This window comes from Entomomonas moraniae (genome assembly GCF_003991975.1).
Classification (GTDB): domain Bacteria; phylum Pseudomonadota; class Gammaproteobacteria; order Pseudomonadales; family Pseudomonadaceae; genus Entomomonas; species Entomomonas moraniae.
The window spans coordinates 2509335-2530389 of the sequence record NZ_CP029822.1; the positions used below are offsets into that span (position 1 = coordinate 2509335).

A 21055-nucleotide genomic window follows, 5' to 3' on the forward strand; every position below is an offset into this window, starting at 1 on the left:
TATCTATTTTGTTGTTACTAAATAAGGTACTAACCATTGAAGATCCTCAGGATGGGTTATTTTTAAATTATCACTACGCCCCTCAACTAATAACGGAGAGAATCCCATCGCTTCAATAGCAGATGCTTCATCCGTAATGATCATTCCCATTTTACGTGCATGTTGTAACGCGCAGGTTAATTGTTGGAAATGGAACATTTGAGGAGTCAATGCCTGCCAGATCACCTTCCTATCTAATGTTTTTATAACACGACCTTGGCTATCTATCTGTTTAAGCGTGTCCCTAGCAGGTGTTGCTAATAACCCACCCACGGTGTCCTTACTAACAACAAATAGTAGCTTATCTAGATCCTCTCTAGTTAAGTTAGGTCTTGCCGCATCATGGACAAGTATCCAGTCATCTGGTTTGGCTTGTTCAGATAAAGCCATAAGCCCAGACAAAACTGAATCAGCACGCTCTCCCCCACCCTCAGCGACTTGAATCAAAGGATGCTTGCTCACAGACAATTCTGACCAACACTGATCATCTTTTGATAAACAAACAACAATACCCAATAACTGGGGATGATCTAAAAAGCAAGCAAGGGTATGCTCTAAAACGGTTAAATTACCTAATGTAAAATACTGTTTTGGAATAGTTGAGCGCATCCTACTACCAATCCCAGCCGCAGGAATAACGACCCAGAAAGAAGGCAATTGATTATTTTTCATTGGGTACAATATAGAGTGTTTCACCATCTTTAACCATGCCTAAATCGTGCCTAGCCTTTTCCTCAATTGTTTCAGTACCTTTTTTTAACTCTACAACTTCAGCCTCTAAACGTTGATTCTTTTCTAATAGTTTCTTATTTTCTAGTTGCTGTGCTTCAATTTTTTTTCTTAACTCTGCTGTCTGATAAATTCCATTTTCACCAAACCATAGCCGATGTTGCAAGCCAACCAATAAGGCTAATAGCAACACAAATAACCAGTAAGGACTACGAAAAAAATGTGGCATTCTACTCACACTTAATAAATCAAAAAGGATAATGCAAGATGGCCCAATAACGGGCTATCCACCATAAATTATGAGGCATTATAGTGTAACAACACTAAAAAATATATTATCTTAGCACTTCAGACAGTGATTTATAAAGTTGATCAGCACTCTGCTGATAACCGTTAGCTGTTAAGTGTATATGGTCCTTATTACCTAACCCTTTAGCAACCCAATTTCGCATACCACACATCCCCCCCATCACGGCGGACCAATCCCAATACAAGGTATGCTGTTGTTTAGCGACTTCTTTCTGAACCTTACGAATAATAGATAAATTCGGAGGTTGCATAGCTTGACACGAAGCACCCCGCCTAATCTTATTCCTTAGCATGCTATCTGGGGGAGAAACAATTAAAATGACACTGGTTGGGGACTTCTTACGAATCTCCTTGATACTGTCTATTAAAAACTGTTTGTATCTCACTGCATTAAAAGGAGTTTCAAATGCTTCGTTTGTACCATAAGCAATAATAATAAGGTCACTTTTTATTTTAGCTAAATCATTAGTCCAATCACGACGCCAATGCGTCCAAATCGACTGCTTAGCGCCATTCAAAGCAACTGGCGACACCACAACCCCTGGAGCACCATTTTTTTCTAACCAAATACCACCTAACTTTGCAGATTCAGCAGATTCAGCCGTAATTGTTAGAGGAAGCATTACAAAAGCGCTTACATATTGCCAACCTGTTTGCCCTTTTGTATCAAGCACAACCTCATAATTCATACCATCCACTAATTTCAGTGGTTTTCCTTTTTTTAATTGCTTCACTAAGAACGTAGCATTCCATAAACTAGGCTTTTCATCTACATTATAGCTGATTGTTAATTGTGCATTGGCAACTGCAGGGGTGGCAATAAAACCTCCCATGGGATAGTCATTAGCAACCGTTGAGCGGCTTGAAGTTAATGTCCAATCCAGTGCATTATAATAGACCTGTGTATTACGCTGACCATACACATTGATGGGGCTAATCCAGCCAATACCGGCACTACCATAATCTTGTTGAAAACTTTGCCTCAAAGCGCCCGTAAAAATATCCGCTGCTGTATGAGAGTCACCTAGCTGAGTAATTCTTAAAACAGAGTCAGGAGGTGCTACTTTATTCTTAACATTAACCAGTTTATTTTTTAACTTAAAAAGATTAGGTTCATGAAAATTTATAACAGGAGATGATTCTACTGCGTACACTGCAGCAGGGAAAGCAAACCCTACTATCAGCATTATACCTACCAACTGCTTTAGTTTTTTCATTTATCTAGAGGCTCCGTAGCATCTACAAAGCGCAATAAAGATATAATTTTATCTGCTATACGCTTTTGCCCAATCGTTGTGAAATGCGTTCCATCATCAGTTCGTAATGTTACATTTCCCCGATTGGGTATTTGCATAAACTTAACAAACTTGTTATCAAACATACCGAGAACATCATTAGAAATTGTATAATGTTGCTTGGCTATAGTTACTTGTGACAGATAAATTGTATTAAGGTATATCATCCCCTCATTCAACTTATCACTTTTAACATTAGGGGCGCCAACCCATAGCACTTTAGCTCCATGATCTGTAGCCGCATTAATAAGTTGTTGAATGCGTGCGCGGTATACTCCCTCCCATTCTGGAGTTTTGAATTTAAAAAACCTTTTACTCCTAGCCACAGGGAAATCCCATGGATCGTTTGGCCCCATAAAAACAACCATTAATTTAATATCAGGATTTTTTATAAAGGTATCTTTTGCCACTTCGGGCCAATTATAAAATTTAGGATAGGATAACCCTGTGCTTTGCTTACTTAAATTAATACTTTCAATACCATGCTGCTTTAAAAGAATTCTCATCGCATGAGGAGCTACGCCTTGCATTAAAGAGTCGCCCACAAAAAAAACTTTTTGCCCTTTTTCAATTAATAATCGTGAATCTTCCTTGGTTTCCAGCTCTTCTTTTTTGTTAATAACTAATAGGTTATCCTTAGAAGATACTTCATTTACTTTTCGTTGCCCCTCCAGTGCAACGATATCAATAAACGGTTTTTGTGGAATGACATAAAATATATCTGTACGAAACATCGCAGGCATATCGAGGAGTAACTTATATTTTACTCCTCCATCAAAATAATGTTCTAAGGATTCAAAGAGTTTATCATTAAAACCAATAACAATCTCTTCATTGACATCTTTCATTTCATTTTGTATGACATCTAGATGAGAGTTCAAAAAACTAGCAATATCTCCACCCTTACGCCAAACATCACTATAGTCAAAAACAGCTAAAGGGCTATTTCGGTGATATGTCTGTATCCAATAAGCGTTTATTGAGCGTTGTTCTAGCCATAAAAGCAACAGCATGGTTACTATCAATAAATAAAATGCTTTTAAAAATTTCTTATTAGCTACCATCATATCTAGAAACTTGCATAAATAAAGTTAGGAATACCCGCTGGTGCTGTCGTTAAAACCAATAGCAAAATAATGACCCAAACAATGGGTAAATATACCCAAGAAACTCGATCTAATAACTGAATCAATAACGGAGGTAGCTTTGCCAAAAAAGGATAAGCAAAAAAAGCCAACAATAGTAGCGGAAAATATAGAAATATATTAAAACTCAATGCAACACTTGTAACGTTATATACAAAGGCACTAAATAGCTCCAAAGAATCCGATAATGTTGCAGACCTAAAAAACACCCAAGCAACACAAACGTATTGAAAAGTAATAAAACGCGCCAACCATGGTGAAAAATTGGTTAAGTAATTTCGTCCTAAATAACGATCCCCTATATTTAGCAGTACTACACCGATAGCATGAATAATACCCCAAATGATAAAAGCAAAACTAGCACCATGCCATAAACCCGATAAAGTCATAGCAATAAACAAGTTAACCTGTGTACGGCCAAAACCTTTACGACTTCCTCCCAAAGGAATATAGATATAGTCCCTTATCCAAGATGAAAGGCTCATATGCCAACGCTGCCAAAAATCTCTTAAATTATTAGCGAAATAAGGCATATTGAAGTTTTTAGGTAACTGAAACCCCAATAAAAGGGCGATCGCTGTCACAAGATCGGTATAACCCGAAAAATTAAAAAAGATTTGTAATGCATACCCATAGACACCCAATAAAATATCTAATGAATTATAGCTACTTGGATTAGCAAAAACTGGATCCACGAAATTATCTGCTAAGACTGTGTTTAAGCAAAGCACCTTTATTAAGGCTAATAAAACCAACACAAATGCCTTATTATAACTACCAACTTCTCTTGGCTGTTCCACTTGAATCTGTGGTAAAAAGTCTTTCGCTCTGTTGATAGGGCCGGCAATTAAACTAGGAAAAAAAGATAAAAATAATGCAAAGTCAAGCGGTGAAGGAATAGAAATCTCTTTTTTTCGCAAAGACACTAGATAACTAATCGAGTGAAAAGTATAAAAAGAAATACCAATGGGTAATAAAATTTCAACACCCGGAATAGCATAATCTATGCCTAATGTGTTAACCATGGATTGTACTTGTACTCTAAAAAAATCAAAATATTTAAAAAAGCACAAGTTAATGATAGCTACTGAAATCGCCAAAGCTAACCAAAGGCCGTTTCTTTTTTTACTATAATAAATAGGAAATGACAAAACATATAAAACTACACTATATGTTACTAAGATAGCTAGAAATTTTATATCAAATGTTGCGACAATAGCGTAGCTTGCTATTAACAGCAATACATTTTGGAGGGCAGGCTTTTTAATGAGTATCCAATACAATAAAAAAAAGATCGGAAAGGCAACACTAAACTCTATCGATAAATAACTCACAGATCTATATACTTTCTATTAAATAACCAACACATGGCCTAAATATCTTAAATAATTTTATATACCTAAAGAATACATCAATTAAATTAAATTAAATAGACTGTCTATAAAATATGATTATAGTTTTTCATTAAGCACTATGGATATAGAGCGATACTCACTATAGACGTTCCCTACATAATATTCTATTATTAGAAAATATTACAGATAATAACCAAAGGATGCAGGTTCTTTCATGAGAAAGTTACGTAACTTATGTCTTCTAATCATTCTAGTCGCCTTTATTATATTTGGCGGAACTAAGGCCTTACTTTGGTATTATACAGAAAAAACTGCAAAAGACATACAAAATGCGCTCCCTCCCGGTGCTTTTAATTACACAGGTATTACTACATCTCTTAATGGTAGTACAAGTCTTGATAATATCAATTTACTTATTAATGGACAAAATGTCAAAATTGAGAAAATTGAATTAGCGACTAACAATATTCTTGAATTACTGCTCCTCATTGTAAAAAACTGGGGGAGCAAAATCCCTAATGAACTAACCTTAAAAATAAAAGGTATAAAAGTAGACATTGACTCCCTGCGCACAACTGAATGGGCTGCTAAAATCTTTAATGACTCTCTTTCCATCCCATGTGGCAAAATCAATAAAATGACTACTCAAGATTATAATAATATGGGATACAAATACTTTATCTTTGATCTAAATATGGGTTATAAAAAAATATCTAATACACGAGTTAAACTAGATGCCGATATGAATATGAGAGATGCACTACAAGTCTCTTTATCATTTTATGGAAGTACTTCCATTATTAATCCATCGGCTAAAAAGAACATAGTTCCTGAATTCCAAATTAATATAAAAAATAATATCATCCAAGAAAAACTTTATGATTACTGTGCAAAACAAGAAAATATCTCTTTAAAAGAATATGTAGATAAACTTCCTCCATATCTCAATAGAGAAGACTTAGATAAAGACACTGTTTCTAGCCTAGAGTTGAGCATATCTGACAATATAATGAATGCACTTAATGAGTATCAGAAAAAACCCCAAGATCTCTACTTTTCTACAAACCCTAAAGGTGATATTTCCTTCAATGAGCTTAAGAACATGAGTGAACAAGCAGTCATCGACCTTATTCGACCAAGCTTAAAAATTAATGGAAAAAATATTCCTATAGAATTTGAATGGATGACAGCTGATGCGTTGTCTAAAAGAACAGCACCAAAAAATACAAAAACTAGTATACCCATCATCCAATCTTCTGAACGAATATTAACAACAATAGATCAGCTTAATGAGCAGGCGTTTAATAAAAAAATTGAGATCCATACGACTAGTGGCATAGTTTATAAAGGAGCATTCAAGAAAGTACAAGGTAATTTATTACATATGACTATTTATAAAAGTTGGGGAACATCTGATTTAACGCTAGAAACTAATACAATTCGTTTGGTTTATATTCTTTCAGACTTTTAAAACGTTAAGGGTTCTGGTTTCAAACCAGAAATCCTCTTTACAATACTCTCGCTTTGAAAAATATAACAATATATCAAAGCGGTAACTCCCTTTATTTTTTTAAAGGTCAACGAAACAATGTAAAGAAGGATATTTTATGACAAGTACTACAAGAAGTAGAACGCCTCTTGACAAAGCTATTGAAGATGTTCTAAACCAAGGCAAGTGTTACGGCTTTATTGAGGATCCTGATTCAGAATCAGACTGGCTTAACTTAACCAATTATTTAAATCAAAATAATAGATTAAATACAGTAACCGAAATTAATCTACCAACAGGCATCGTTTTTTATCATATTGCATCACAAAACAAAAACACACCAATCTATCTATTTACACCTCGTGCTACAGGTAAAATGACAGTTACAGTTGATGGCAAAGGTAGTTTTATTCCCGATCTAAAAGTTAATAATACTGGAAGTCAACAATCGCTTGGTGATGATTTCTACGAACTAAGTTTTAATGTAACGGCAGGTACTACCTACTCAGTTACACTAAACAAACCTCTTAATGCTAGCGGCCTCTACAATATTGTTGCTCGTGTAGAAAAAGCCACACCATCACCTTTAACTATGCCCAATTTAATTTCTGAAGGTGATTTAATCACCACGGGTGCCGCTATTGATAAAAAAGGAGATGTTTATGTATGGGGATTCCGTGGATCAGCCCAACAAGGAAACGGCAAACAAAACGTAAACATGAAAGAAAAGTCACAAAAGGTAAATGGGCTATCTAACGCAATTCAAATCGTAGGTGGTGCATATCATTTATTGGCTTTATGTATAACTGACTCCGCTAAAAATTCTGGGGACGTATGGGGTTGGGGGCAAAATCTATATGGTGAAGCAGGTAGCCAAGCAACTTATGTATCAACGCCACAAAAAGTTCTATCCGATGCCGTACAAATCAGTGCAGGAGAATACTGTTCTGCTGCACTTGACACTTCAGGAAGAGTTTGGACTTGGGGACATAATGCCTATGGCCAACTTGGAAACGGCTCTAAGAAAAATAGTCGAGTTCCTGTACAAGTAAATTTAGGTGGAGAAGTAGCTCGCTTAGTCGGCTCTGCTTATGAAGGCGGGTTTGCAGTAACATCTCAAGGCCATGTATGGGCTTGGGGCGATAATGAAGCGAGTGGTTTAGGATTTAAGGGTACAAATTATGGAGTCCAACAAATCATCACCACGCCAACACGCGTTACAAACTTAGATCAATATGCTGACCAAATCATCTATATCTCAGGTGGTAACGGTTGGGGTGAAGCATTATTATGTGACGGAACAGTAATCGGATGGGGGCTAAGAGCCTCTCTGGGTTGTGGTTCACCTAGCACTGCGAACTCAAGCGATCAACCCGTCGTTATTATGACAGGCGTACGACAATTATTTGCCCGCTATGTTGGCTCATGCGCTCTCACTGAAGATGGTAGAATCTTTACATGGGGACAGACTGAAGGTAGCGCATTTAGATGGATCTATGGTAATGAACCTACGTTACATCATACTGTAGACTGCCCAATTAAAAGAATTGGTGGCGGTAAAGAACATCTATTTTATGAAACAGAAGATGGTAAGCTATATGGTGTTGGTTATAATGATCTATATAAATTAAATCAAAAACAATTAGGTGCACCACATATCAAATGGCCCGGTAGTGAGATAACGCTTTACTAATTCTTACTCCATAAAATCAAAAGGTGTCATTCATTAATGGCACCTTTCATAAAAAGTAAATATTATGCTGTTTAAAACAACTTAAGTTAATTATCTAGTATCAAAGCAATAAAATAACGAAAGCTCGACAAAATATACCATTTCCTTTAAAAAAATATTATAATAAACAAACACTAATTAAAGTCACCATGTATTTTATTAGATTGGGTGCGGCTTTTTTATTCAATTACGTTATAAAACAATAAATGCATCTAGTACAGTTCTAATTAAGGGAATAGTGTAAAACAGTATTAGCTTTCAATATAAATTAAACATATAACGAGGTTTTAATGAAACTCCTTGCGCTTAGTGCCTTATTAGCAACTAGTTTAACTCCTGTTGCGTTCGCAGCAGATCAAGCTAACGTTCTACATTTTCAAGGTCGAGTAACGAGCCAGACATGTAATGTTTCTCTTAATGGAAATCCAGGAACAACCGTCGTAGTAATGCCTACCATTGCAGAAGCAGCCTTAGCAACCACTGGAACCACTGCTGGGGATACCCCTTTTACTTTAGAGTTTACTAACTGCAGTGGCAAAGTAAATGCTAAAATATTATTTGCTGGGCAATACTTCAATTTTGCTGGTCGTTTACTCAATACTGGAACAGCTAAAAATCTTTCAATTCAAGTTACAGATAGTTTAAGCAACTCTATTATTAACTTTAATGATCCTAATAATACTATGTCATCACAAGTAGATATTTCCAGCGGAACAGCTACTATCCCATTTGTAGCAAAATACTATGCAGAATCTCCTGTTTCTGCTGGAACAGTATTAGCATCTACAAATTATGAGGTAGTTTACGAGTAAGCTGAAAACCTTTCATTGTAGAAAGTGTGGGTTATCTATTTTTGGAGAATAGATAACTCATTATTGATATTCTTTAAAATAAAAAAATTATAAGAAATAACTATATACCAAGTTTAGCTAAAAACAATGCTCATAATACTCATTCAGGCACAACGAAACTATTAATACACAATGATTTCTAAAAAACTCTATAACACAACTAATTAGCTAGCTTATGTATTTTAATAAAATACTAACGATTAATATACAATAATACGTTAAAGCTTAATCATCTAATTTGGCTTCATATGACAATTTAAATAGAGTTATATAAACTTACACACTATCAGACTCTTTCATTAGTTATTGAATACACATTTAAAATGTATTTATATAACAAAACCAAGAAATTGTTATAATAACTACCAAAGTTAACATTATTTTTAATACCGCTAGCGGAGTAATCCATGCCATTATCCTATAATGCCCCAGATACCAACGGTTTGTTTGGTTCCTTTGGTGGCCGTTATGTCGCCGAAACATTAATGCCTCTAGTCTTAGATCTAGATAAAGCATACATAGCTGCAAAAAATGACCCTGAATTCTTAAAAGAGCTTGCCTACTTTCAACGGGATTATATTGGTCGCCCCAGCCCGCTTTACTTCGCTGAACGCCTCACAAAATATTGTGGAGGAGCACAAATTTATTTCAAACGCGAAGAATTAAACCATACTGGGGCACATAAGATTAATAATTGTATAGGCCAAATTCTTTTAGCCAAACGCATGGGAAAAACCCGCATCATTGCAGAAACTGGTGCAGGAATGCATGGAGTGGCCTCTGCAACCGTTACAGCACGTTTTGGTTTACCTTGTACAGTATATATGGGCTCTACTGACATTAACCGTCAGCAACCAAATGTTTTTCGGATGAAGTTATTAGGTGCTGAAGTCATTCCTGTTCAATCGGGGACTGGAACACTCAAAGATGCCATGAATGAAGCACTACGTGACTGGGTAACAAATGTCGCTGACACCTTTTATCTCATTGGGACTGTCGCTGGCCCCCACCCCTATCCAGCAATGGTTCGGGATTTTCAATCTATTATTGGAAAAGAAACTAAGCAGCAAATGCTAGAAAAGCAAGGAAAACTTCCTGATAGTGTTATTGCCTGCGTTGGTGGTGGTTCCAATGCTATAGGTATATTTTATCCTTTTATTGATGACCAGTTTGTCCAATTGATCGGGGTAGAAGCAGGTGGTCACGGGGTAAAAACAAATAAACATGCGGCTAGCCTAACAGGTGGAGCACCAGGGGTGCTACACGGTAACCGTACTTATTTACTACAAGATAACGATGGACAGATCATCGATGCTCACTCAATCTCCGCTGGGTTAGACTATCCAGGAATAGGTCCAGAGCACTCGTGGTTACATGAAATAAAACGTGCAGAATATGTAGCCATCAATGATGATGAAGCCATGGATGCTTTTCAAATTTGTTGTCGCCAAGAAGGGATTATCCCTGCTCTTGAGTCAGCTCATGCGTTAGCAGAGGCAATTAAGCGTGCGCCTAACTTACCTAAAGATCATTTAATGGTCGTAAATATCTCTGGGCGTGGAGATAAAGACATGCAAACTGTTATGAATTATATTAAGGAACATCAATTATGAGCCGTATTGCTAACTGTTTTATAAAGCTTAAAGAAAAAAAGCAAACTGCTCTGATTACTTTTATCACTGCAGGTGATCCAAACTATCAAATATCACTTAGTTTACTGCAAAAACTACCAGATGCAGGTGCTGATATTATCGAATTAGGAATGCCTTTTACTGATCCTATGGCAGATGGGCCCACCATTCAAAAAGCATCACTACGCGCTTTAAAAAATGGACAAACCTTATTAAAAACATTAGAAATGGTAACTACTTTTAGACAAAGTAACCAACATACGCCTATCGTTTTAATGGGTTATTTTAATCCCATCCACCATTTTGGGGCAGAAAATTTTACCAAAGCAGCTAAACAAGCTGGTGTCGATGGATTGATTATTGTTGATCTACCAGCTGAACATGATACAGATCTTTGTGTATATGCACAAAATGAAGGTATCGACTTTATTCGCCTTGCGACCCCCACTACTGATGATCAACGTCTTCCAAGAGTACTAAGTAATAGTTCAGGATTTGTTTACTACGTTTCTGTCGCAGGAATTACAGGAGCGGGAAGTGCAACTAATGAACAAATCGGCGAGGCTATCAAAAGACTCCATCGACATACATCACTCCCTATCTGTGTAGGCTTTGGTATCAAAACCACAGAGCAAGCAAGAAATATAGCAAAATTAGCTGATGGTGTCGTAGTAGGTTCTGCGTTTGTCAATCTTATTGAAAAAGCAGAAACAGATCAAACTGCCATTAATGATGTGTTATCACTATGTAGTGATTTATCTAACGCAATAAAAAAATAAAAAAAGCCCTCTATAAAGAGGGCTAAATATGGCAAATCATTTAATTACATACCTTTGGTAAATACCGTCCTATATTATTTGATGACATATCGCTTGTACATGTCCAAGCGAAAGCACCTGATATATTAGCAGGCACTAATTGCAAACTGATTGTTTTACCTCTAACCTCAGAAGCCAATGCTGCATCTTGCTTAATTTTCACATTAATATCACATCCACCGCTGGTGCTAACAACATTAATTTCTTGAATAATTGCTGTTGCATAATCAGTAGGGGCTATCTCAGAATTACCTCCTGTATTAACAGGACATTGATGGCTAATTGAATAATACTCTATAACACGAGATTTTACGCTAGAAGCCACTGTAAACACTTCAGCTAACTTTGCTCTTGTTAGATAATCCTGATACATAGGAATAGCAACTGCTGCTAAAATTGCAACAATTGTAATAACAACCATTAACTCTATTAATGAAAAACCCTCACTAACCCTTTTCATTCTTTAATCTCTTAGTATTCACAATTTAGTGGAAGCAAAAAGTAAACCAACTAGTAAAGCCAAACAAAGAATATACTTATCAGCTTGATTTTATTTATATAATTTTATAATCATCATATTTTAAATAAATTTAATATGATAAGATAAGACGAAAAATGACAAAAAATGTCAGTGATCTGATACAACTCTTAAAATTTAGAATAGATTTTATCGTATCTAATTATAATAATAGTATATTAAGGATGACTATATAATTTCCTTCAACCATACCATCAAAAGTATTGACGAAATAATACAATAACCCTTTACAAAATTTCATTCAATATCGATCAGACATGATAGGACTTTCAATAATGATCTATCATCGACTGCATTTATTATAGTAGCTTTTACTCACTTTTGATCAGTTTAAAAGAGATTTTAATCATCTCTTTTAAATATTACCGATTATTGTGCGCTACAATTTGATAACTCACCATTACCACCAGCTAACGCTAAAAGACTATTCGCATCTAGAATAATAATTTCTTTACCCTCAGCCTTTAATAAATTATTTTGCTGAAAGCGTGTAAAAACACGAGAAACTGTTTCAACCGCCAAACCCAAATAATTACCTATTTCATTACGTGACATAGCTAAACGGAATTGATGAGCAGAATAACCACGTGCCCGAAAACGAGCAGAAAGATTAATTAAAAAAGTGGCAATACGCTCATCAGCCGTTTTCTTAGAGAGTAAAAGCATCATTTGTTGATCATCACGAATCTCCCGACTCATGATACGCATAAGCTGACGACGTAAAGTTGGCAAGCTAACCGCTAGCTCATCTAACCGATCAAAAGGAATTTCACAAATAGATGTTGTTTCTAAAACTTGAGCAGAAACTGGATAAACATCATTATCCATACCAGACATTCCAACGACTTCACTCGGCAAATGAAAACCTGTTATTTGTTCTTCACCTTCATCTGTTACACTAAAAGTCTTTAAACTACCCGATCTAACAGCAAAAACAGAAGAGAACTTATCTCCTTGATTAAATAAAAACTCACCCCGCTTCATTGGACGGCTTCGCTTCACTATCTGGTCCAATAAATCTATATCACCTTGTTCAAGAGACAAAGGCAAACATAACGTAATCAAGCTACAGTCTTTACAATGAGCCTGTAGAGGCGTTCTAGCTTTAGCTATTTCTGGCATAATACGATGTATCCTAAAAATATTCTTAACTCTAAGATATAATAACACCGCATACTTTTACCAGTAATTTATTTTATTTTCAACTTATATTTAATATATCACACTATTTACTAGATAACGCGTGAAAACCTTTGTGGCATCTCTTGCGTTAAATAATTATCAAACATCATACAAACGGAGCGAACAAGCAATCTGCCTGAATTATGTACTATAAGCTTATCATTTGTTAGTTCTAAAAGATTATCTTTCGCCATTGCCTGCAATTGAGGAAATAACTCCCTAAAATAAGATTTAAAATCAATACCAAACTGTTGCTCTATCTTAGAGAAATCTAAATAAAAATGACAAATAATCTGCTGAATAACGGCACGACGTATTCGGTCATCTTCATTACAAATCAAACCACGTTTTATTGCCGGGTCTCCCCTTTTAATACTCTCTTCATACAAAGATAAATCACTCGTATTTTGGCAATAAAAGTCACCTATTTGGCTTATTGCTGAGACTCCAAAACCTATAAGATCACAATGCCCATGTGTTGTATAACCTTGAAAATTACGATATAAAGTTCCCTCTTCTTGAGCATAAGCTAACTCATCATCAGCCAAGGCGAAATGGTCCATGCCAATATAATGATAGCCCACGCTAGTTAATTGCTCTATTGTATTTTGTAAAATCCTCAACTTTTCAGGAGATGAAGGTAGATCACTCTCATTAATACGGCGTTGTGGTTTAAAACGATCTGGTAAATGAGCATAATTAAATACAGATAAACGATCAGGTTGCAATCCTATTACTTCCTTGACCGTTTTAGAAAACTTTTCTACTGTCTGTTTAGGTAGTCCATAAATAAGATCAATATTAACCGAGCGGTATTGTAAAGTACGTGCTGCCTCAATAATAACTTGTGTTTGCTCAAAACTTTGTAAGCGGTTAATAGCTATCTGTACATCGGTATTAAAATCTTGTACACCTAAGCTAATACGATTAAAGCCATGCTCACGCAGTGCTCCCATGACAGTCCAATCAGCTTCTCGAGGATCAATTTCGATACTAAAATCACAATCCGCATTATCTGCAAACTGAAAATTATCTTTTAATGCACCAATAATACGTCCGATCTGATCTGTTGTTAAAAATGTTGGCGTACCGCCACCAAAATGTATTTGCTCAACAACTTGATCACGACTCAAATCCTTACTAACTGAAGTAATCTCTTTAATAAGTCTCTCAACATAAGGCTCACTATAGCCTCTGTTTTTTGTAATAACTTTATTACAACCGCAGTAGTAACAAATATTGGCACAAAAAGGAACATGAATATACAAAGATAGAGGCTTTTTTTGCTTGCGGCTTAAATGCAATGCACGCTTTAAATCTAAAATAGAGATATCTTCCCGAAACTGAACAGCAGTAGGATATGAAGTATAACGCGGTCCTGCCATATCATAACGACTAATTAAGGAACTATCCCACTGAACAATACTTGACATTATGTATAAGGCCTCAATAATACAAATTAAAATTACTCATATACAGTCTATGAGTAATCCATCTGTAACACCTTGACTTACATCAACTTAACAATACTCGTACCTTAGCCATTATGAGTTATTAGTATAGCACTAAATGATTAAAGCGTTTTTATATTTCTTATCAGATTACTTACTACATTATTATTACAACTGATGAATACTTTCGAAAATGATTCCATTTAATACAATTGATTAATAGCCTTGGCGACTTACTCATATTATGATTCAATACACACTTTTACCTCATATTGGAAAATATAATGATTGATTATAGCTACAATCCCAAATTAAAAGGGCTGACCAAAATCATTCATCATTTCAAAATTAAACACTATCCAGCCAAAACCTGCATAGTTAATCAAGGCGACCTTGCTGATACATTATTCTTTATAATTAAAGGGTCTGCGACAGTTTCAATTACTGAAGATGATAAAAATATGATTATCTCTTACTTGAATACTGGTGATTTTTTTGGTGAACTCTCATTATTTGACCCTGAAAAGAAAACTAACCAAGCTCATCGCATAGCCAGTATTAATACAAAAACTGACAGTGAAATTGCTGAAATTTCCTATACTGACTTCCATAAACTTGCTTGCCAACATCCTGAGCTACTTTATATTATTGCGAATCAAATGGCCTCACGCCTGCAACAAACCACTCGAAAAGTAACAGGACTTGCCTTTATTGATACAGCAGGCAGAGTAGCAAGAGCTTTACTTGATCTTTGCAAGCAACCTGATGCCATGACTCACCCAGACGGTATGCAAATACGAGTTACACGACAAGAAATAGGCAATGTGGTGGGATGCTCTCGTGAAATGGTAGGTAGAGTATTAAAAGAAATGGAAGAACAAGGATTAATCAGTGTTTCTGGGCGTAGTATCGTCGTTTTCGGTACGCGTTAAAGCTATTTGTAATACAAATAGCTTTTTACTTAAGACATTAGGCACTAAATAGCTTGTTAAGCGCTGCACCTGGTAACTCAGCTCTCATAAAAGCCTCGCCAATTAGAAAACCATAAATACCATTCTCAAGCATGAGCTTAACATCCTGCGTGGTTAAAATACCACTTTCCGTAACGACTATTCGGTTGTCAGGTACTTGTTTATATAAATCAAGTGTTGTTTGCAAACTGAAATCAAAGGTATGTAAATCTCTGTTATTTATTCCCAGCAGTGGTGTTTTTAATAATGATAAGGCCCTATCTAACTCCAACTGATTATGAACCTCTACCAACACATCTAGTCCAGACTCATAAGCTGTGTCTTCTAACTCTTTCATTTGGCTATTTGTAAGAGCTGCCGCAATCAACAAAATACAATCAGCTCCAATAGCTCTAGACTCAACTATTTGATAGGGATCGACCATAAAATCTTTTCTTAGTACAGGTAAATCACAAGCTGCTCTAGCCTCTTGTAAATAACTTTCACAGCCTTGAAAAAAATCTTTATCCGTTAATACAGATAAACAAGTTGCACCACCCAACTCATAGCTTTTAGCAATTTCTGCAGGATAAAAAGGAGTGCGAATCACCCCCTTGCTGGGTGATGCTTTTTTAATTTCTGCTATAACTGCTGGCTTTTTAGCATTAACTTTACCTATTAAAGTATCAGCGAAGTGGCGTGTAGGAGCTTGGGTTTTTAATTGTTCTTGTAACTGGCTAATGGTTATGTTAGCCGAACGCTCAGCAATTTCATCAAATTTACGCGCAATAATTTTTTCTAAAATAGTAGGAATACTCATGCATCATTCTCCTGTCTACAAATTTGCGTGAACGCTGCTAACTCAATCATCTTCTCATACGCTAAACCGCTATACAATGCATCCTGTGCCAACTGAACACCCTCTTTTAAACTATCGGCATAGTCTGCAGCATATAATGCAGGGGCAGTATTTAATATAATCATCTCTGCTGCCTTTTTTGCCGCCTCGGTACTACGCTTTCCTAAAGCATCTTTTATTAAGGCTAATGACTCTTGAGAATTATTAACAGTTAATCCAGCTAATGTCTGGCTATCAATACCCATTGCCTCAGGGTCAACCCAATATTCTTGAACCTCGCCATCTTTTAATTCAGCAACAAAAGTAGCAGAAGCCAAACTAAACTCATCTAAGCCATCACGAGAATTAACAACAAGCGCATGCTTACTCCCTAAATGCTTTAATACATTCGCTATTGGACGACACAACTCTCGATTAAAAACACCAATCACATTATGCTGTACACCAGCAGGATTCGTTAATGGACCTAAAATATTAAACAATGTCCGCAACCCAATCTCTTTCCTAGCACCTGCGGTGTAACGCATAGCACCATGATGATCTTGTGCAAACATGAACCCCACACCAACCGTCTCAATACAACGCGCTATTTGATCTGGTTTTAAATGCAAATAAATACCAGCAGCTTCCAATAAATCAGCGCTTCCTGAACAGCTGGAAACTTTACGATTACCATGCTTTGCAACTTTAACACCTGCACCGGCCACAACAAAGGCGGTCGCTGAAGACACATTAAAAATGTTGGCGCCATCTCCACCTGTTCCCACTATATCAACAACACCTTCTAAAGAGGGAAGAGATACTTTTGTCGAAAGACTACGCATTGTTTGTGCAGCGCCTACGATTTCCTCAATTGTTTCACTCTTCATGCGCAAGCCCATCATAAATGCACCAATCTGGGCATCTGTACATTTGCCAGTCATAATTTGGTGCATCACTTGCTGCATTTCTTGTGAAGTAAGATCCAGTTGATTAACAATTCGGTTTAATGCTTCTTTAATTTCCATTAACGTGCACCTCCTTGTTGTTTTAAAAATTTTGCAAGCATCTCATGCCCTTGCTCACTCAAAATAGATTCAGGGTGAAATTGAACGCCTTCAACCATTAAAGTTTTATGACGTAACCCCATAATCTCGTCAACAGTACCATCTTCTTTTTCAGTCCAAGCGCTAACATCTAAACAATCAGGTAAAGTTGCCAAATCAACTACAAGTGAATGGTAACGTGTTACCGTTAATGGATTCTTTAATCCATTAAATACACCTTGCCCATCATGACGTATGGCACTTAATTTACCATGCATAGGCTCTTTAGCACGCACCACATGGCCACCAAATAACTGCCCAATACCTTGATGGCCCAAACATATCCCTAAAATAGGTAACTTACCTGAGAAATACTGGATAACCTCTAATGAAATTCCTGCTTCACTCGGTGTACAAGGTCCAGGAGAAATAACAATCCGCTCTGGTTGTAAAGCCTCTATTTCTTCCACTGTTGTTTCATCATTACGTAAAACCTTTACATTAGCACCCAGCTCACCCAAATACTGGACAATGTTATAAGTAAAGGAATCATAATTATCTAACATTAATAACATTTTTTTTCGCCCCTATTTAGTATTCTGTTCTGCTAACATGACGGCTTTAAACATTGCTTTACGTTTATTAATGGTTTCTTCCCACTCCAAAGCAGGGACAGAGTCGGCTACAATTCCACCACCGGCCTGAACATGTAACTGACCATTTTTAATCACGGCTGTACGAATCGCAATTGCTGTATCCATATTTCCATTCCAAGCTAAATAGCCTACCGCACCACCGTAAACACCGCGTTTTACAGGCTCTAACTCATCGATAATCTCCATAGCTCGAATCTTTGGAGCACCTGATAATGTACCGGCTGGTAAAATAGCTCTTAAGGCATCCATCGAGGTCAAATCTTTACGCAATGCGCCTGTTACATTAGACACAATGTGCATTACATTAGAATAACGTTCAATCACCATTTGTTCAGTTACATTAACACTACCGATCTCAGCCACTCGACCCGCATCGTTTCTACCCAAGTCAATTAGCATCAAATGTTCAGCAATTTCTTTAGCATCGCTTAATAAATCTTTTTCTAATGCTAAATCTTCTTCTGGTGTTTTACCTCGAGGGCGCGTACCAGCGATAGGACGCACAGTAACAATCCCATCTTCAACACGTGCTAAAACCTCTGGCGAGCTTCCCACCACATGAAAATCAGCAAAATTAAAAATATACATATAAGGCGTTGGGTTGAAACAACGCAATGCCCTGTATAAATCGATGGGCTCTGCATCAAAAGCTACTGACATTCGTTGTGAAGGTACGACTTGCATACAGTCCCCAGCACGAATATATTCCTTAATGGTGCCAACAGCCTTTTCATAGTCCTGCTGCGTAAAACTTGCTTCATAAGCAGGTTCTTTCATTGCTGTCACGTCTAACTTTAGTCCTGGTCTCGGAAAAACAGGCTGACACAAACGTGTTATTAAACCATTGATATCATCATAAGCTTTTTCTAAGGCATTATCTTTTGAAGGATCAGCTAAAATAATAAAATGCAATTTGTCAGATAAGTTATCAAACACAGCAACCTTATCTGCAACAAGCAGTACTATATCAGGGTTATTTAATGGGTCAGGATTAGGGCAAGGACCTAATTTTTTTTCTACATAACGAACACAGTCGTAGCCAAAATAACCAACCAGTCCGCCATTAAAACGCGGTAAACCTTTAACAGGTGCTACTTTATAAGAGTCTTTAAATTTCTCAACAAAATCTAAAGGATCATCAACTTCTATACTTTGTACTAACCGATTATCTGTAAAAACTTCGACATGATATCCCCTCACACGTAATACAGTCTGTGCAGGTAAACCAACAATGGAGTAACGTCCCCATTTTTCTCCGCCTTGAACAGACTCCAATAAAAAGCTATTAGCTCCATCGGCTAGTTTTAGATAAATAGAAAGAGGGGTATCAAAATCAGCTAAGGTCTCAATAGCGACGGGGATACGATTATATCCTTGATCAGCTAATGCCTTAAATTCTTCAGGGGACATGGGTCAAACCTCATTGGTAAATTAATTTAAACACAAACGTAAAAGCAGGTAGCCACACAAATGGCTCAAATAGGAATAGGCGCCTAGCGCCAACGACCCAATACCTTAATAACTCTTATTGTTGTGTTATCACTTACCACGTTAGTTTGACCCTTACAGGATAATTTAATATTAGGGTTATTACACTACATCAGCTTAAAGCGAGAATCAACCCTTACTTAGCAAAAATTTTTAATAAATCATTTAAGTCATCAATAACCCATGTTGGATTTTCATTTGCAATAGGCTCGCCATGATTGTAGCCATAAGTTAAAGCAGCGCAGGGAATATTCGCTGCCTTTGCAGCACGTACATCACTTCTCGAGTCCCCCACAAAAAGAACTTCTTCTCTCTTTACTCCTGCCTGATCGAGAACATAGAGTAAAGGCTCTGGCGCTGGTTTCTTTTGAGGCAGACTATCGCCGCCGATAAACCAATCAAAATAATGACCAATTCCTAGCTCCTTTAACAAAGGTTCAACAAACTGAACAGGCTTATTCGTCACAATAGCCATTTTCACAGATTGCTTTTGCATGGCCTCTAAAAATGTTTTTACACCATGGTAAAGGTATTTAATATCGTGGTGATACGGATAGTAACCCAACGACAACTTATATGCCTTAGCCCACAAACTTTGATCCAGAGGTTTATTATCGTCGCCATCGGTTAATGCACGACGAATTAGCATTTCAGCTCCATTACCAACCCATAAACGGACCTTATCTTCGGATACAACAGGCAACCCTAACTCTCTTAGCGTTTTATTCACGGCAATAGCTATATCAGGCGCCGAATCGACAAGTGTTCCATCCAAATCAAACATCACCAATTTTGGATATTTACCTTGATAATAATGTTGTAAAAGATTCATATCAGTCTACCTTAGCCAATGCCACACGCATTGTATCAATTGTTTGCCTATAATCACTGGTATTGAAAATAGCAGAACCCGCCACAAAAGTATCAGCACCCGCTTTTGCCACTTCTGCTATATTATTCACCGAAATACCACCATCTACCTCTAAACGAATATCTAAGCCTACCGCGTCGATTAATGCACGCACTTCTTTCACTTTTTGTAACGTTGTTGGAATGAACTTTTGCCCACCAAAACCTGGGTTAACACTCATTAATAAAATCATGTCCAGTTTATCCATCACATACTTTAACGCATCAAGTGAAGAAGCAGGATTAAAAACCAATCCTGCTTTAACCCCACCTGACTTGATCAGTTGTAAAGACCTATCAACATGTTCAGAAGCCTCTGGATGGAATGTAATATAACTAGCCCCAGCCTCAATAAAATCACCAATCATACGATCAACAGGTTTCACCATCAAATGCACATCGATCGGGGCTTTAATACCATACTGGCGTAAAGCTTTACAGACCATAGGGCCTATTGTCAGATTTGGAACGTAATGATTATCCATCACATCAAAATGGACAATATCAGCACCCGCCTCTAATACTGCCTCAACCTCCGCACCTAAACGCGCAAAATCAGCTGAAAGAATAGAAGGTGCTATCGCATAAGGTAACATAGAGAGCC

At 36.8% G+C, this 21055-nt stretch carries 20 protein-coding genes; 6 read left to right on the forward strand and 14 right to left on the reverse strand.

The window, feature by feature from the left end:
• Nucleotides 1-3 precede the first annotated feature (3 nt).
• The 5 genes from ispD to DM558_RS11680 form a co-directional block, all read right to left on the reverse strand.
• Nucleotides 4-738, reverse strand: coding sequence for a 2-C-methyl-D-erythritol 4-phosphate cytidylyltransferase (ispD, locus tag DM558_RS11660; RefSeq protein ID WP_228411739.1), 735 nt, complete (start codon nucleotides 736-738; stop codon nucleotides 4-6).
• Entirely contained in the window at nucleotides 701-997 is a 297-nt protein-coding gene (gene ftsB / locus DM558_RS11665; protein ID WP_109701551.1) for a cell division protein FtsB, read from the reverse strand. Before ftsB ends, ispD begins: the two co-directional genes overlap by 38 nt.
• A 106-nt stretch (nucleotides 998-1103) precedes the next feature.
• The gene (locus DM558_RS11670; RefSeq protein WP_127164160.1) at nucleotides 1104-2294 is read right to left on the reverse strand and encodes a GDSL-type esterase/lipase family protein; all 1191 of its coding nucleotides are present in this window, start codon (nucleotides 2292-2294) and stop codon (nucleotides 1104-1106) included.
• Nucleotides 2291-3439 carry an SGNH/GDSL hydrolase family protein gene (locus DM558_RS11675; protein ID WP_127164161.1) on the reverse strand — a complete coding sequence of 383 codons (1149 nt, stop codon included), beginning with the start codon at nucleotides 3437-3439 and terminating at the stop codon, nucleotides 2291-2293. Before DM558_RS11675 ends, DM558_RS11670 begins: the two co-directional genes overlap by 4 nt.
• A gap of 2 nt (nucleotides 3440-3441) precedes the next feature.
• Nucleotides 3442-4851 carry an MBOAT family O-acyltransferase gene (locus tag DM558_RS11680; protein ID WP_127164162.1) on the reverse strand — a complete coding sequence of 470 codons (1410 nt, stop codon included), beginning with the start codon at nucleotides 4849-4851 and terminating at the stop codon, nucleotides 3442-3444.
• A 235-nt stretch (nucleotides 4852-5086) separates the two neighbouring features.
• Between DM558_RS11680 and DM558_RS11685 the strand changes: the two genes are divergently transcribed.
• From DM558_RS11685 to trpA, 5 genes are all read left to right on the forward strand, one after another.
• A complete protein-coding gene (locus DM558_RS11685) occupies nucleotides 5087-6343 on the forward strand; it encodes a hypothetical protein (RefSeq protein WP_127164163.1) in 1257 nt (418 codons plus the stop codon).
• A 136-nt stretch (nucleotides 6344-6479) separates the two neighbouring features.
• Complete coding sequence (locus DM558_RS11690; protein ID WP_127164164.1) at nucleotides 6480-8054, forward strand: RCC1 domain-containing protein; 1575 nt, start codon at nucleotides 6480-6482, stop codon at nucleotides 8052-8054.
• A 329-nt stretch (nucleotides 8055-8383) separates the two neighbouring features.
• Entirely contained in the window at nucleotides 8384-8905 is a 522-nt protein-coding gene (locus tag DM558_RS11695) for a fimbrial protein (RefSeq protein ID WP_127164165.1), read from the forward strand.
• 446 nt (nucleotides 8906-9351) lie between these two features.
• Nucleotides 9352-10557, forward strand: a complete 1206-nt coding sequence (gene trpB / locus DM558_RS11700) for a tryptophan synthase subunit beta (protein WP_127164166.1) — start codon at nucleotides 9352-9354, stop codon at nucleotides 10555-10557.
• Nucleotides 10554-11354 (forward strand): tryptophan synthase subunit alpha, encoded by an 801-nt coding sequence (gene trpA / locus DM558_RS11705; RefSeq protein ID WP_127164167.1) that lies wholly within the window; start codon nucleotides 10554-10556, stop codon nucleotides 11352-11354. Before trpB ends, trpA begins: the two co-directional genes overlap by 4 nt.
• Before the next feature lie 40 nt (nucleotides 11355-11394).
• On the opposite strand, the gene DM558_RS11710 is transcribed toward trpA, so the two are convergent.
• From DM558_RS11710 to hemN, 3 genes are all read right to left on the reverse strand, one after another.
• Nucleotides 11395-11853, reverse strand: a complete 459-nt coding sequence (locus tag DM558_RS11710; RefSeq protein ID WP_127164168.1) for a pilin — start codon at nucleotides 11851-11853, stop codon at nucleotides 11395-11397.
• Nucleotides 11854-12300: 447 nt separating this feature from the next.
• Entirely contained in the window at nucleotides 12301-13053 is a 753-nt protein-coding gene (gene fnr, locus DM558_RS11715) for a fumarate/nitrate reduction transcriptional regulator Fnr (RefSeq protein WP_127164169.1), read from the reverse strand.
• Nucleotides 13054-13163: 110 nt separating this feature from the next.
• On the reverse strand, nucleotides 13164-14546 hold the full coding sequence (gene hemN, locus DM558_RS11720) for an oxygen-independent coproporphyrinogen III oxidase (RefSeq protein ID WP_127164170.1): 1383 nt from the start codon (nucleotides 14544-14546) through the stop codon (nucleotides 13164-13166).
• Between the two features lie 302 nt (nucleotides 14547-14848).
• Here hemN and crp point away from each other — a divergent pair, with 302 nt between their 5' ends.
• The gene (crp, locus tag DM558_RS11725; protein WP_127164171.1) at nucleotides 14849-15496 is read left to right on the forward strand and encodes a cAMP-activated global transcriptional regulator CRP; all 648 of its coding nucleotides are present in this window, start codon (nucleotides 14849-14851) and stop codon (nucleotides 15494-15496) included.
• A gap of 37 nt (nucleotides 15497-15533) precedes the next feature.
• Here the strand turns inward: crp and trpC are convergent, their stop codons facing one another.
• The 6 genes from trpC to rpe form a co-directional block, all read right to left on the reverse strand.
• Nucleotides 15534-16334: an indole-3-glycerol phosphate synthase TrpC gene (gene trpC, locus DM558_RS11730; protein ID WP_127164172.1), complete on the reverse strand. Its 801-nt coding sequence runs from the start codon at nucleotides 16332-16334 to the stop codon at nucleotides 15534-15536.
• On the reverse strand, nucleotides 16331-17380 hold the full coding sequence (gene trpD, locus DM558_RS11735) for an anthranilate phosphoribosyltransferase (protein WP_127164173.1): 1050 nt from the start codon (nucleotides 17378-17380) through the stop codon (nucleotides 16331-16333). The genes trpC and trpD overlap by 4 nt, the downstream gene beginning before the upstream one ends.
• Entirely contained in the window at nucleotides 17380-17973 is a 594-nt protein-coding gene (locus tag DM558_RS11740; RefSeq protein WP_127164174.1) for an anthranilate synthase component II, read from the reverse strand. Before DM558_RS11740 ends, trpD begins: the two co-directional genes overlap by 1 nt.
• Nucleotides 17974-17985: 12 nt before the next feature.
• Nucleotides 17986-19464 (reverse strand): anthranilate synthase component I, encoded by a 1479-nt coding sequence (trpE, locus tag DM558_RS11745; protein WP_127164175.1) that lies wholly within the window; start codon nucleotides 19462-19464, stop codon nucleotides 17986-17988.
• 214 nt (nucleotides 19465-19678) lie between these two features.
• A complete protein-coding gene (locus tag DM558_RS11750) occupies nucleotides 19679-20374 on the reverse strand; it encodes a phosphoglycolate phosphatase (RefSeq protein WP_127164176.1) in 696 nt (231 codons plus the stop codon).
• A 1-nt stretch (nucleotide 20375) separates the two neighbouring features.
• The gene (rpe, locus tag DM558_RS11755; protein WP_127164177.1) at nucleotides 20376-21047 is read right to left on the reverse strand and encodes a ribulose-phosphate 3-epimerase; all 672 of its coding nucleotides are present in this window, start codon (nucleotides 21045-21047) and stop codon (nucleotides 20376-20378) included.
• Nucleotides 21048-21055: the final 8 nt, after the last annotated feature.

Coding starts and splice junctions, on each gene's coding strand:
- ispD (WP_228411739.1), bottom strand. CDS start 738: ATGGTGAAACACTCTATATTGTACCCAATGAAAAATAATCAATTGCCT.
- rpe (WP_127164177.1), bottom strand. CDS start 21,047: ATGTTACCTTATGCGATAGCACCTTCTATTCTTTCAGCTGATTTTGCG.
- DM558_RS11695 (WP_127164165.1), top strand. CDS start 8,384: ATGAAACTCCTTGCGCTTAGTGCCTTATTAGCAACTAGTTTAACTCCT.
- DM558_RS11690 (WP_127164164.1), top strand. CDS start 6,480: ATGACAAGTACTACAAGAAGTAGAACGCCTCTTGACAAAGCTATTGAA.
- trpB (WP_127164166.1), top strand. CDS start 9,352: ATGCCATTATCCTATAATGCCCCAGATACCAACGGTTTGTTTGGTTCC.
- trpD (WP_127164173.1), bottom strand. CDS start 17,380: ATGGAAATTAAAGAAGCATTAAACCGAATTGTTAATCAACTGGATCTT.
- trpE (WP_127164175.1), bottom strand. CDS start 19,464: ATGTCCCCTGAAGAATTTAAGGCATTAGCTGATCAAGGATATAATCGT.
- fnr (WP_127164169.1), bottom strand. CDS start 13,053: ATGCCAGAAATAGCTAAAGCTAGAACGCCTCTACAGGCTCATTGTAAA.
- DM558_RS11675 (WP_127164161.1), bottom strand. CDS start 3,439: ATGATGGTAGCTAATAAGAAATTTTTAAAAGCATTTTATTTATTGATA.
- DM558_RS11750 (WP_127164176.1), bottom strand. CDS start 20,374: ATGAATCTTTTACAACATTATTATCAAGGTAAATATCCAAAATTGGTG.
- trpC (WP_127164172.1), bottom strand. CDS start 16,334: ATGAGTATTCCTACTATTTTAGAAAAAATTATTGCGCGTAAATTTGAT.
- DM558_RS11740 (WP_127164174.1), bottom strand. CDS start 17,973: ATGTTATTAATGTTAGATAATTATGATTCCTTTACTTATAACATTGTC.
- trpA (WP_127164167.1), top strand. CDS start 10,554: ATGAGCCGTATTGCTAACTGTTTTATAAAGCTTAAAGAAAAAAAGCAA.
- DM558_RS11710 (WP_127164168.1), bottom strand. CDS start 11,853: ATGAAAAGGGTTAGTGAGGGTTTTTCATTAATAGAGTTAATGGTTGTT.
- DM558_RS11670 (WP_127164160.1), bottom strand. CDS start 2,294: ATGAAAAAACTAAAGCAGTTGGTAGGTATAATGCTGATAGTAGGGTTT.
- crp (WP_127164171.1), top strand. CDS start 14,849: ATGATTGATTATAGCTACAATCCCAAATTAAAAGGGCTGACCAAAATC.
- ftsB (WP_109701551.1), bottom strand. CDS start 997: ATGCCACATTTTTTTCGTAGTCCTTACTGGTTATTTGTGTTGCTATTA.
- hemN (WP_127164170.1), bottom strand. CDS start 14,546: ATGTCAAGTATTGTTCAGTGGGATAGTTCCTTAATTAGTCGTTATGAT.
- DM558_RS11685 (WP_127164163.1), top strand. CDS start 5,087: ATGAGAAAGTTACGTAACTTATGTCTTCTAATCATTCTAGTCGCCTTT.